Origin of the sequence: Pseudomonas sp. SMV7, from assembly GCF_052041995.1 — a bacterium.
Lineage (GTDB): Bacteria > Pseudomonadota > Gammaproteobacteria > Pseudomonadales > Pseudomonadaceae > Aquipseudomonas.
On record NZ_JBKGGT010000009.1, the window covers coordinates 110010 to 121526 of the forward strand.

Consider the following 11517-nt stretch of genomic DNA (forward strand, 5'->3'; position numbering starts at 1 on the left):
TCCCGTGGTACCCAATAGCCATGCGACTGACTACCAAAGGCCGATACGCCGTGACCGCCATGCTCGACCTGGCGTTGCACGCGCAGCATGGGCCGGTGTCTTTGGCCGACATTTCCGAGCGCCAGGGCATTTCCCTTTCTTATCTGGAACAGCTGTTCGCCAAGCTGCGCCGCAGCAGCCTGGTTTCCAGCGTGCGCGGTCCAGGCGGTGGCTACCAGCTGTCGCGGGGCATGGAAACCATCCAGGTGGCCCAGGTCATCGATGCGGTCAACGAATCGGTCGATGCCACGCGCTGCCAGGGCCTCGGGGACTGCCATGCCGGTGATACCTGCCTGACCCACCACCTGTGGTGCGACCTCAGCCAGCAGATCCATGAATTCCTCAGCGGTATCAGCCTGGCCGACCTCGTCATGCGCCGCGAGGTGCAGGAAGTCGCCCAGCGCCAGGACCTGCGTCGTGTCGCAGGCCGAGCCGCCCAGCTGGACAAGATTGAGACGTCCGCCGTCGATTGATCCCCTTGGGACGACGAGCGACGCCACCGCCTGATAGGAGAGACAAATGAAGTTGCCGATCTACCTCGATTACTCCGCGACCACCCCGGTCGACCCACGCGTGGCCCAGAAGATGGCCGAGTGCCTGCTGGTCGACGGGAACTTCGGTAACCCGGCTTCGCGCTCCCATGTCTTCGGCTGGAAGGCCGAGGAAGCGGTCGAGAACGGTCGCCGTCAGGTGGCCGAACTGATCAATGCCGATCCGCGCGAAATCGTCTGGACCAGCGGTGCCACCGAGTCCGACAACCTCGCACTGAAAGGTGTCGCGCACTTCTATCAGACCAAGGGCAAGCACATCATCACCTCCAAGATCGAGCACAAGGCGGTCCTGGATACCGCTCGCCAGCTGGAGCGTGAAGGTTTCGAAGTCACCTACCTGGAGCCGGGCGAAGACGGCATCGTCACCCCGGCCATGGTCGAGGCGGCGCTGCGTGACGACACCATCCTGGTCTCGCTGATGCACGTGAACAACGAAGTCGGCTCGATCAACGACATCGCCGCCATCGGCGAACTGACCCGCTCGCGCGGCGTGCTGTTCCACGTCGATGCCGCGCAGTCGGCCGGCAAGGTCGAAATCGACCTGCAGAAGCTGAAGGTCGACCTGATGTCGTTCTCGGCGCACAAGGTCTACGGCCCCAAAGGCATTGGCGCGCTGTACGTCAGCCGCAAGCCGCGGGTACGCCTGGAAGCCATCATCCACGGCGGTGGCCATGAGCGCGGCATGCGTTCGGGCACCCTGCCGACCCACCAGATCGTCGGCATGGGCGAAGCCTTCGCCATCGCCAAGCAGGAAATGGCCGCTGAAAACGCGCGCATCAAGGGCCTGAGCGAGCGCTTCTTCAAGCAGGTTTCCAACCTGGAAGAGCTGTACGTCAACGGCAGCCAGAGCGCCCGCGTACCGCACAACCTGAACCTGAGCTTCAACTACGTCGAAGGCGAGTCGCTGCTGATGTCGCTGAAGGACATCGCCGTATCGTCCGGTTCGGCATGCACCTCCGCGTCGCTCGAGCCGTCGTACGTGCTGCGCGCCCTGGGCCGCAACGACGAGCTGGCGCACAGCTCGATCCGCTTCTCCTTCGGCCGTTTCACCACTGAAGAAGAAGTCGACTACGCCGCGCAGAAGGTCTGCGAGGCAGTGAACAAACTGCGTGAGCTGTCGCCGCTGTGGGACATGTACAAAGACGGCGTTGACATCTCCAAGATCGAGTGGGCCGCCCACTAAGCAGTCGCCGGCAAGAGCGGCTCCCTGATGAGGAAGGAATTGCACCATGGCATACAGTGAAAAGGTCATCGACCACTACGAAAACCCGCGCAACGTCGGCAAGATGAATGCCGAAGACCCGGACGTCGGCACCGGCATGGTCGGCGCCCCGGCCTGCGGCGACGTGATGCGCCTGCAGATCAAGGTCAACGAACAGGGCGTGATCGAAGACGCCAAGTTCAAGACCTACGGCTGCGGTTCGGCCATTGCCTCCAGCTCCCTCGCCACCGAGTGGATGAAGGGCAAGACCCTGGACGAAGCCGAAACCATCAAGAACACCCAGCTGGCCGAAGAACTGGCGTTGCCGCCGGTCAAGATCCACTGCTCGGTACTCGCCGAAGATGCCATCAAGGCAGCGGTACGCGATTACAAGCAGAAGAAAGGCTTGATCTAAGTCGCCTGTTGCGAGGTAAGGAGTGCAGATGGCTATCAGCATGACAGAAGCCGCCGCCAACCACGTGCGGCGTTCCCTGGAAGGGCGCGGCAAGGGTGAAGGCATTCGCCTGGGCGTGCGCACCACCGGTTGCTCGGGCCTGGCCTACGTGCTGGAGTTCGTCGACGAACTGGCGGAGGAAGACCAGGTGTTCGAGAACCATGGCGTCAAGGTGATCATCGATCCCAAGAGCCTGGTCTACCTCGACGGCACCGAGCTGGACTTCGTCAAGGAAGGGTTGAACGAAGGCTTCAAGTTCAACAACCCCAACGTGCGCGGTGAGTGTGGCTGCGGCGAAAGCTTCAACGTCTGAGGCTGGCTGTGGGTACTCCTTGTCATTTCGCATTGTTTGACCTCCAGCCAAGCTTCCGTCTGGATCTCGACAAGCTGGCCACTCGCTATCGCGAGCTGGCCCGCGAAGTCCATCCGGACCGCTTTGCCGACGCCTCCGAGCGTGAGCAACGCGTAGCCCTGGAAAAGTCCGCAGCCCTCAACGACGCCTACCAGACCCTGCGCAGTGCGCCGCGTCGCGCCCGCTACCTGCTGGCCATCAGCGGCCACGAAGTGCCCCAGGAAGTCACGGTCCACGACCCGGATTTCCTGTTGCAGCAGATGCAGTGGCGCGAGGAACTCGAAGAGCTGCAGGACGAAGCCGACCTTGATGGTGTCGGTGTGTTCAAGAAGCGCCTGAAGGTCGCCCAGGACACGCTGAACGAGGACTTTGCCGCCTGCTGGGACGCCCCGGGCGAACGCGACAAGGCCGAGCGCCTGATGCGCCGCATGCAGTTCCTCGACAAGCTCGCCCAAGAAGTGCGCCAATTGGAAGAGCGCCTCGACGACTAACCCGGTGCTGCCCGTGATGGCACCTAAGGTATTCAGATAAGCATGGCCCTACTGCAGATTGCCGAACCCGGTCAAAGCCCTCAGCCGCATCAGCGCCGCCTGGCGGTGGGGATCGACCTGGGTACCACCAACTCCCTGGTCGCCGCACTGCGCAGCGGCCGTAGCGAGCCCCTGCCCGATGCGCAGGGCAACGTCATTCTGCCGTCCGCGGTGCGCTACCTCGAAGGGCGCAACGAGGTGGGGCAGGCTGCGCGTGACGCCGCTTCCCTCGACCCGTTGAATACCGTGCTGTCGGTCAAGCGCTTGATGGGGCGCGGCCTGGCCGACGTCAAGCAATTGGGCGAGCAGCTGCCGTACCGCTTCGTCGGCGGTGAATCGCACATGCCGTTCATCGACACCGTGCAGGGGCCGAAGAGCCCGGTTGAAGTGTCCGCAGACATTCTCAAGGTGCTGCGCGAGCGTGCCGAAGCCACCCTGGGCGGCGAGCTGGTCGGGGCGGTGATCACTGTGCCGGCCTATTTCGATGACGCCCAGCGCCAGGCCACCAAGGACGCTGCACGCCTGGCCGGCCTGAACGTGCTGCGCCTGCTCAACGAGCCGACCGCAGCCGCCGTGGCCTATGGCCTGGACCAGAACGCCGAAGGCGTGGTGGCCATCTATGACCTGGGTGGCGGCACCTTCGATATTTCCATCCTGCGCCTGACCGCCGGCGTGTTCGAAGTACTGGCCACCGGTGGCGATACCGCCCTGGGTGGTGACGACTTCGACCACGCGATTGCCGGCTGGATCATCGAGCAGGCCGGGCTGTCGTCCGACCTTGATCCGGCCACCCAGCGCGCACTGCTGCAAACCGCCTGTGCCGCCAAGGAAGCCCTGACCGACGCTGACGTGGTCAGCGTCAGCCATGGCGCCTGGCAGGGCGAGCTCAGCCGTGCCGGTTTCGAAGCCATGATCGAACCGCTGGTTGCCCGCAGCCTCAAGGCCTGCCGCCGCGCCGTGCGTGACAGCGGCATCGAGCTGGAAGAAGTCAGCGCCGTGGTCATGGTCGGTGGCTCGACCCGTGTGCCGCGTATGCGCGAAGCGGTGGGCGCCTTGTTCGGGCGCACTCCGCTGACCTCGATCGACCCTGACCAGGTAGTGGCCATCGGTGCCGCGATCCAGGCCGATACCCTGGCCGGCAACCGCCGCGAGGGTGGCGAGCTGCTGCTGCTCGACGTCATCCCGCTGTCGCTTGGTCTCGAGACCATGGGCGGGCTGATGGAAAAGGTGATCCCGCGCAATACCACCATTCCGGTGGCGCGTGCCCAGGAGTTCACCACCTACAAGGACGGCCAGACGGCCATGATGATCCACGTGCTGCAAGGTGAGCGCGAGCTGATCAGTGACTGCCGTTCGCTGGCGCGCTTCGAGCTGCGCGGCATTCCGGCCATGGTCGCCGGTGCGGCCAAGATCCGCGTCACCTTCCAGGTCGACGCCGACGGCCTGCTCAGCGTGGCGGCCCGCGAGCTGGGCTCGGGCGTGGAAGCCAGCATCCAGGTCAAGCCGTCCTACGGCCTGACCGACGGCGAAATCGCGCGCATGCTCAAGGACTCCTTCGAACACGCAGGCTCCGACAAGCAGGCCCGCCAGTTGCGCGAGCACCAGGTGGACGGCGAGCGCCTGCTCGAAGCGGTACAGGGCGCCCTGGACGCCGATGGCGAGCGCCTGCTCAGCAGTGACGAGCGCGAAGCCATCGAATTCCAGATGCAAGAACTACGTGATTTGCTGGCCGGCACCGATGGCGCAGCCATCGAGCAACAGACCAAGCGTCTGTCGCAGGTGACCGACGCATTTGCCGCCCGTCGCCTTGATTCGACGGTCAAAGCCGCACTGGCCGGGCGCAACCTGAATGAGATCGAGGAGTAACCGATGCCGCTGGTGACATTCCTGCCGCACGAGAAATTCTGCCCCGAAGGGCTGACCGTGGAAGTCGAGCCCGGGACCAACATCCTGGAACTGGCCCACGACCATCACATCGAGATGGAAAGCGCCTGCGGCGGTGTCAAGGCCTGTACCACCTGCCACTGCATCGTGCGCAAGGGCTTCGACTCGCTGGAAGAGGCCGACGAGCTGGAAGAGGACATGCTGGACAAGGCCTGGGGCCTGGAGGCTCAATCGCGCCTCGGCTGCCAGGTGGTCGTCGCTGACCAGGACCTGGTCATCGAGATCCCCAAGTATTCGCTCAACCACGCCGCCGAAGCGCCGCACTGAGGTTTGTTCCATGAGCCTGAAATGGATTGATGTACTTGAGATCGCCATCCAGCTTGCAGAAAGCAAGCCGGACGTCGATCCTCGTTATGTGAATTTCGTCGATCTGCACCGCTGGGTGCTGGCCTTGCCAGAATTCAGCGACGATCCGTCACGCGGCGGTGAGAAAGTGCTCGAGGCCATCCAGGCGGCCTGGATCGAAGAAGCCGACTGAACGCGTCCTGCAGGTTAGGCAATCCCCTGGAACCCGCGTATAATTCGCGGGTTTAATTTTTCGCAACACTCATTTTTCTGGAGTTTTCCATGGCTGTTCAACGTACTTTCTCCATCATCAAGCCTGACGCCGTCGCCAAGAACGTCATCGGCGAGATCACCACTCGTTTCGAGAAAGCCGGCCTGCGCGTCGTCGCTTCGAAAATGAAGCAGCTGTCCAAAGCCGAAGCCGAAGGCTTCTACGCCGAGCACAAAGAGCGCGGCTTCTTCGCTGACCTGGTTGCCTTCATGACTTCCGGCCCGGTCATCGTTCAGGTTCTGGAAGGCGAAAACGCCGTTCTGGCCAACCGCGAGCTGATGGGCGCCACCAACCCGAAAGAAGCTGCTGCCGGCACCATCCGTGCTGACTTCGCCGTTTCCATCGACGAGAACGCTGTTCACGGTTCCGACTCGGAAGCTTCGGCTGCCCGCGAAATCGCTTACTTCTTCTCCGCTACCGAGCTGTGCGACCGCATTCGCTAAGCGAAGCAGGTCTTGGGTGATTCCATGAGTGACATGACTGGCAAGATCAACCTGTTGGGCCTGACCCTGCAGGAAATGGAAAAATTCTTCGAGTCGATCGGAGAGAAGCGTTTTCGTGCCGGTCAGGTCATGAAATGGATTCACCACTATGGCGTCGACGATTTCGCCGCCATGACCAATGTCGGCAAGGCCTTGCGCGAAAAGCTCGAGGCCGTTGCCGAGATTCGGGGCCCGGAAGTGGTCAGTGAAGACATTTCCGCCGACGGCACCCGCAAGTGGGTGGTGCGCGTTGCTTCCGGCAGCTGCGTCGAGACCGTCTACATCCCCACCGACGACCGCGGCACCCTGTGTGTCTCGTCGCAAGCCGGCTGTGCCCTGGACTGCAGCTTCTGCTCCACCGGCAAGCAAGGCTTCAACAGCAACCTCACCGCCGCCGAAGTGATCGGCCAGGTGTGGCTTGCCAACAAATCCTTCGGGACCGTTCCGGCCAAGATCGACCGCGCCATTACCAACGTGGTCATGATGGGCATGGGCGAACCCCTGCTGAATTTCGACAATGTCATCGCCGCCATGAAGATCATGATGGAAGATCTGGGCTATGGCATTTCCAAGCGTCGCGTCACCCTCTCGACATCAGGCGTGGTGCCGATGATCGACGAGCTGGCCAAGCACATCGACGTGTCGCTGGCCCTGTCGCTGCACGCGCCGAACGACGAACTGCGCAACAAGCTGGTACCGATCAACAAGAAGTACCCGCTGAAGATGCTGCTGGAATCGTGCATGGGCTACATGTCCACCCTGGGTGGCAAGCGTGTGCTGACCATCGAGTACACCCTGCTCAAGGACGTCAACGACCAGCCTGAGCATGCAGCGCAAATGATCGAACTGCTGCGCGACGTGCCGTGCAAGATCAACCTGATCCCGTTCAACCCGTTCCCGCATTCGGGCTACGAGCGGCCAAGCAACAACGCCATTCGCCGCTTCCAGGACCTGTTGCACCACGGTGGCTTCAACGTCACCACCCGTACTACCCGTGGTGATGACATCGACGCCGCCTGCGGCCAGCTGGTTGGCCAGGTCAACGACCGCACCCGCCGCAGCGAGCGCTATATCGCTGTGCGCCAGCTTTCCGCGGACGCCGACCTGCCAGACAGCGCTGCGCAGCACTGACCGGGACCTTGCCCATGAGCCTGCGCGCCGCGCTGTCGATCCTTGCGCTTTCGCTGCTGGCCGGCTGCGTGTCGGGCGGCGCGGGCGACCCCCTGGCCAGCCGCCAGGGCAGGGCAGAGGCAGGGCGGGCTTATGTGCAACTTGGCCTGGGCTATTTGCAACAAGGTTTGACCGAGCAGGCCAAGGCCCCGCTGGGCAAGGCCTTGGCCCTGAACAACGACGACGCCGATGCGCACGCCGCCCTGGCGCTGGTGCTGCAGGCCGAAGACGAGGCCGAAATAGCCGAAAGCCACTTCCGCAAGGCACTGCAGGTGCGTCCTGGCGACACGCGAATTCGCAACAATTACGGCAGTTTCCTTTATGCTCAGGGGCGATTTGCCGAGGCCGAGCAGATGTTTCGCCTGGCCAGCGCCGATACCCTGTATCCTGAACGTTCACGGGTTTACGAGAACCTGGGCCTGACGGCCCTCAAGCTCGAGCGCCGCGACCAGGCGCATGCCTATTTGCTGAAAGCTTTGCAACTCAACCAGCGGCAACCGAAAGCGTTGCTGGAAATGGCTGAGTTGTCCTACGAAAACAGGCATTATGTGCCGGCCCGGGACTACTACGATCGTTTCAGCCAGCTGAGCGAACACGATGCCCGTAGCCTGCTGCTGGGCAGCCGCCTTGCCAGGGTGTTCGACGAGCAGGGCACACTGGCCGAGCTGGGCCAGCAATTACAACGACTTTATCCCGGTACGCCGGAATATCAGCAATACCTGTCGGAGCAACGATGAAAGCCGCGCATCCCGAAGTAGCCGTAGCGCCTGGCCAGAACCCCGGTGAGCTTTTGCGTCAGGCCCGTGAGAGCCGGGACTGGTCACAAGCCGAGGTGGCCCGCAAGCTCAACCTCACTGTCAGCTCGTTGAACCACGTGGAAACCGGTGCCTTCGACAAGCTGCCCGGGCATACGTTTGCCCGTGGCTACATCCGCGCCTATGCCAAGCTGATGGACCTGGACCAGGCTGCCCTGGTAGATGCCTTCGACCGCTATACCGGTACTCACGCCAAAGGCAGCGACGTGCACTCGCTGGGGCGTATCGAAGAGCCGGTGCGCCTGTCGCACAACATCCTGCGTGGTGTCAGCCTGCTGCTGCTGGTAGCCGTGGTCGGTGGCGGCTTCGTCTGGTGGCAGGACCAGGGCAGCCTGCGTGGCAAGGACCTGGCCAAGATCGCCCTGGAGCACGTCGAAGTCGAGAGCGCCGACGGAACCACCCAGATTCACCCGCTCGATGAGCCTGAAGACCAGGCCGTTTCGGCTGGCCAGCAGCCCGAGAGCGCGCCGCTGCCGCTGGAGCAAGGCGCCAACGGGCAGCCCGCTGCTGTCACCGAGCAGGCCCCGACAAGCGCCGCCGCCGTTGCCGCAGCACCTGCCCCGGCGCCCGCGCAGCAGGCTCCGGCGCAGCCAGCGGTCAATGCACCGGTGGTGGCGCCTGCGCCTGCAGCACCGGTCGCCCCGGCCCCGGCGGCTGCACCGGCCGCCCCTGCGGCGACCGTAGCCGCCGCCGAGCCTGCCACGCCCGCCGTGCCCGCCGAAGTACCGGCCGGCAGCGGCAAGGTGGCCATCCAGTTCAGCGCCGATTGCTGGACCCAGGTCAGCGACGGCAATGGCAAGGTGCTGTTCAGCGCCATCAAGCGCAAGGGGGACAACCTCGAGCTGACCGGCAAGCCGCCGTTCGCGGTACGCCTGGGCTTTGCCCGTGGCGCCCAGGTCAGCTACAACGGCCAGGCCGTCGATGTTGCCCCGTTCACCAGTGGCGAAACCGCTCGCCTGAAGTTGGGACAGTAAGTCATGCACGGCGAATCTCCGATCAAACGTCGCGAATCCCGCAAAATCTGGGTCGGCAATGTGCCGGTGGGTGGTGATGCGCCCATCGCGGTGCAGAGCATGACCAATACCGACACCAACGATGTGGCCGCCACCGTGGCGCAAATCCAGCGCCTGGTCGATGCCGGCGTGGACATCGTGCGGGTCTCGGTGCCGGACATGGACGCCGCCGAGGCGTTCGGCCGCATCAAGCAGCAGGTCAGCGTGCCGCTGGTTGCCGATATTCACTTCGACTACAAGATCGCCCTGCGCGTAGCCGAACTGGGCGTCGACTGCCTGCGTATCAACCCGGGCAACATCGGCCGCGAAGACCGCGTGCGCGCGGTGGTCGATGCGGCCCGCGACCGTGGCATCCCGATCCGGATCGGCGTCAACGCCGGCTCGCTGGAGAAGGACCTGCAGAAGAAGTATGGCGAACCGACCCCGGCGGCGCTGGTCGAGTCGGCGCTGCGCCACGTCGAGCACCTCGACCGCCTGGACTTCCAGGACTTCAAGGTCAGCGTCAAGGCCTCCGACGTGTTCATGGCCGTCGAAGCCTATCGTCTGCTGGCCAGGCAGATCGTCCAGCCGCTGCACCTGGGCATCACCGAAGCCGGCGGCCTGCGCTCCGGGACGGTGAAATCGGCTGTCGGCCTCGGTATGCTGCTGGCCGAAGGCATTGGCGATACCATCCGTATCTCGCTGGCGGCCGACCCGGTCGAAGAAGTGAAGGTCGGCTACGACATCCTCAAGTCGCTGCACCTGCGCTCGCGTGGCATCAACTTCATTGCCTGCCCGAGCTGCTCGCGGCAGAACTTCGATGTGGTCAAGACCATGAACGAGCTGGAAGGCCGCCTGGAAGACCTGCTGGTACCGCTGGACGTGGCGGTGATCGGTTGCGTGGTCAACGGCCCGGGCGAAGCCAAGGAGTCTCATGTCGGGCTGACCGGCGGTACGCCGAACCTGGTCTACATCGACGGCAAGCCGGCGCAGAAGCTGACCAACGACAACCTGGTCGACGAGCTGGAGAAGCTCATCCGCCAGAAAGCGGCCGAAAAGGCCGAAGCCGACGCGGCGCTGATCGCCCGTGGCTGACACCCGAATTCGTAAGGACTATTCGTGAGCAAATCGCTGCAAGCCATCCGTGGCATGAACGACATCCTGCCTGAACAGTCGCCGCTGTGGCGCTACTTCGAAGGCACCGTGGCCGGCCTGCTGGATACCTACGGGTACAGCCAGATCCGCACGCCGATCGTCGAGTTCACCGAGCTGTTCAAGCGCTCCATCGGTGAAGTGACCGACATCGTCGAAAAAGAGATGTACACCTTCGCGGACCGCAACGGCGACTCGCTGACCCTGCGTCCGGAAGGTACTGCCGCCTGCGTGCGGGCTGTGCTCGAGCATGGCATCACCGGCAACGGCCAAGTCCAGAAGCTGTGGTACATCGGCCAGATGTTCCGCCACGAGCGCCCGCAGAAAGGCCGCTACCGCCAGTTCCACCAGATTGGCGTGGAAGTGTTCAACCTGGACGGCCCGGACATCGACGCCGAGCTGATCATGCTGACCTGGCGCCTGTGGGGCCTGCTGGGCATCCAGGACGCGGTCAAGCTGGAGCTCAACAGCCTGGGCACCAGCGAAGCCCGCGCGCGCTACCGCGATGCGCTGGTCGAGTTCCTCTCGGCACGCCTGGAGCAGCTGGATGAAGACAGCCAGCGCCGGCTCAAGAGCAACCCGCTGCGCATCCTCGACAGCAAGGACCAGAACACCCAGGCGGTGCTGGTTGGCGCGCCGAAGCTGGAAGACTACCTGGACGAAGAATCGCGCGTGCACTTCGAGGGCCTCAAGGCCCGCCTGGACGCTGCCGGTATCCCGTTCGTGATCAACACCAAGCTGGTGCGTGGCCTGGACTACTACAGCAAGACCGTGTTCGAGTGGGTGACCGACAAGCTCGGCGCCCAAGGCACGGTCTGTGCCGGTGGCCGCTACGACGGCCTGGTCGAGCAGATGGGCGGCAAACCGACCCCGGGTGTCGGCTTCGCCATGGGCATCGAGCGCCTGATCCTGCTGCTGGAAACCCTGGGCAAGGTGCCCGAGTCCATCAGCCGACAGATCGACGTCTACCTGTGCGCCTTCGGCGAACAGGCCGAACTGGCTGGCCTGCGCTTGTCCGAGGGCCTGCGTGACCGCCTGCCGGGTCTGCGCCTGGCGGTCAACGCCGGTGGCGGCAGCTTCAAGAGCCAGTTCAAGAAAGCCGACAAGAGCGGCGCGCTGTTTGCGCTGATCCTCGGTGATGACGAGTTGGCCAAGCAAGAGATCGGCTTCAAGCCCCTGCGTGGTCAGGGCGAACAACAGAACATTGCCTGGGATGCTCTGGCTGAGCACCTGGAAACCGCGATCGCGCAGGCGTAACGCGGTTCAACAAGCGAATAGG

The 11517-nt window shown here is 63.7% G+C and carries 14 protein-coding genes; all 14 read left to right on the top strand.

From position 1 onward, the window contains the following. Positions 1-20: 20 nt before the first annotated feature. The 14 genes from iscR (at position 21) to hisS (ending at position 11495) form a co-directional block, all read left to right on the top strand. On the top strand, positions 21-512 hold the full coding sequence (gene iscR / locus ACLEJP_RS13345; RefSeq protein ID WP_051099959.1) for a Fe-S cluster assembly transcriptional regulator IscR: 492 nt from the start codon (positions 21-23) through the stop codon (positions 510-512). 46 nt (positions 513-558) lie between these two features. Beyond that, positions 559-1773, top strand: coding sequence for an IscS subfamily cysteine desulfurase (locus ACLEJP_RS13350; protein ID WP_440807035.1), 1215 nt, complete (start codon positions 559-561; stop codon positions 1771-1773). Between the two features lie 46 nt (positions 1774-1819). Further along, complete coding sequence (gene iscU, locus ACLEJP_RS13355) at positions 1820-2206, top strand: Fe-S cluster assembly scaffold IscU (RefSeq protein WP_003248539.1); 387 nt, start codon at positions 1820-1822, stop codon at positions 2204-2206. A gap of 28 nt (positions 2207-2234) precedes the next feature. After that, positions 2235-2558, top strand: a complete 324-nt coding sequence (iscA, locus tag ACLEJP_RS13360; protein WP_170028347.1) for an iron-sulfur cluster assembly protein IscA — start codon at positions 2235-2237, stop codon at positions 2556-2558. Between the two features lie 8 nt (positions 2559-2566). Further along, positions 2567-3088 carry a co-chaperone HscB gene (gene hscB, locus ACLEJP_RS13365; RefSeq protein ID WP_170028348.1) on the top strand — a complete coding sequence of 174 codons (522 nt, stop codon included), beginning with the start codon at positions 2567-2569 and terminating at the stop codon, positions 3086-3088. Positions 3089-3130: 42 nt separating this feature from the next. Next, on the top strand, positions 3131-4993 hold the full coding sequence (hscA, locus tag ACLEJP_RS13370) for a Fe-S protein assembly chaperone HscA (protein WP_440807038.1): 1863 nt from the start codon (positions 3131-3133) through the stop codon (positions 4991-4993). Positions 4994-4996: 3 nt separating this feature from the next. Then, entirely contained in the window at positions 4997-5338 is a 342-nt protein-coding gene (gene fdx, locus ACLEJP_RS13375; protein WP_025337773.1) for an ISC system 2Fe-2S type ferredoxin, read from the top strand. Positions 5339-5348: 10 nt separating this feature from the next. Beyond that, complete coding sequence (gene iscX, locus ACLEJP_RS13380) at positions 5349-5549, top strand: Fe-S cluster assembly protein IscX (RefSeq protein ID WP_023382209.1); 201 nt, start codon at positions 5349-5351, stop codon at positions 5547-5549. A gap of 89 nt (positions 5550-5638) precedes the next feature. Then, a complete protein-coding gene (gene ndk, locus ACLEJP_RS13385) occupies positions 5639-6070 on the top strand; it encodes a nucleoside-diphosphate kinase (protein ID WP_023382208.1) in 432 nt (143 codons plus the stop codon). A 24-nt stretch (positions 6071-6094) separates the two neighbouring features. After that, positions 6095-7240 carry a 23S rRNA (adenine(2503)-C(2))-methyltransferase RlmN gene (gene rlmN / locus ACLEJP_RS13390; protein WP_289133907.1) on the top strand — a complete coding sequence of 382 codons (1146 nt, stop codon included), beginning with the start codon at positions 6095-6097 and terminating at the stop codon, positions 7238-7240. Positions 7241-7254: 14 nt separating this feature from the next. Then, on the top strand, positions 7255-8016 hold the full coding sequence (pilW, locus tag ACLEJP_RS13395) for a type IV pilus biogenesis/stability protein PilW (RefSeq protein ID WP_440807040.1): 762 nt from the start codon (positions 7255-7257) through the stop codon (positions 8014-8016). Then, a complete protein-coding gene (locus ACLEJP_RS13400; RefSeq protein ID WP_440807042.1) occupies positions 8013-9068 on the top strand; it encodes a RodZ domain-containing protein in 1056 nt (351 codons plus the stop codon). Before pilW ends, ACLEJP_RS13400 begins: the two co-directional genes overlap by 4 nt. Before the next feature lie 3 nt (positions 9069-9071). Beyond that, positions 9072-10181 carry a flavodoxin-dependent (E)-4-hydroxy-3-methylbut-2-enyl-diphosphate synthase gene (ispG, locus tag ACLEJP_RS13405; RefSeq protein WP_440807045.1) on the top strand — a complete coding sequence of 370 codons (1110 nt, stop codon included), beginning with the start codon at positions 9072-9074 and terminating at the stop codon, positions 10179-10181. A 24-nt stretch (positions 10182-10205) separates the two neighbouring features. Then, entirely contained in the window at positions 10206-11495 is a 1290-nt protein-coding gene (gene hisS / locus ACLEJP_RS13410) for a histidine--tRNA ligase (RefSeq protein WP_440807047.1), read from the top strand. The last annotated feature ends 22 nt before the right edge of the window (positions 11496-11517 follow it).

Coding starts and splice junctions, on each gene's coding strand:
- iscR (WP_051099959.1), top strand. CDS start 21: ATGCGACTGACTACCAAAGGCCGATACGCCGTGACCGCCATGCTCGAC.
- ACLEJP_RS13350 (WP_440807035.1), top strand. CDS start 559: ATGAAGTTGCCGATCTACCTCGATTACTCCGCGACCACCCCGGTCGAC.
- iscU (WP_003248539.1), top strand. CDS start 1,820: ATGGCATACAGTGAAAAGGTCATCGACCACTACGAAAACCCGCGCAAC.
- iscA (WP_170028347.1), top strand. CDS start 2,235: ATGGCTATCAGCATGACAGAAGCCGCCGCCAACCACGTGCGGCGTTCC.
- hscA (WP_440807038.1), top strand. CDS start 3,131: ATGGCCCTACTGCAGATTGCCGAACCCGGTCAAAGCCCTCAGCCGCAT.
- fdx (WP_025337773.1), top strand. CDS start 4,997: ATGCCGCTGGTGACATTCCTGCCGCACGAGAAATTCTGCCCCGAAGGG.
- iscX (WP_023382209.1), top strand. CDS start 5,349: ATGAGCCTGAAATGGATTGATGTACTTGAGATCGCCATCCAGCTTGCA.
- ndk (WP_023382208.1), top strand. CDS start 5,639: ATGGCTGTTCAACGTACTTTCTCCATCATCAAGCCTGACGCCGTCGCC.
- rlmN (WP_289133907.1), top strand. CDS start 6,095: ATGAGTGACATGACTGGCAAGATCAACCTGTTGGGCCTGACCCTGCAG.
- pilW (WP_440807040.1), top strand. CDS start 7,255: ATGAGCCTGCGCGCCGCGCTGTCGATCCTTGCGCTTTCGCTGCTGGCC.
- ACLEJP_RS13400 (WP_440807042.1), top strand. CDS start 8,013: ATGAAAGCCGCGCATCCCGAAGTAGCCGTAGCGCCTGGCCAGAACCCC.
- ispG (WP_440807045.1), top strand. CDS start 9,072: ATGCACGGCGAATCTCCGATCAAACGTCGCGAATCCCGCAAAATCTGG.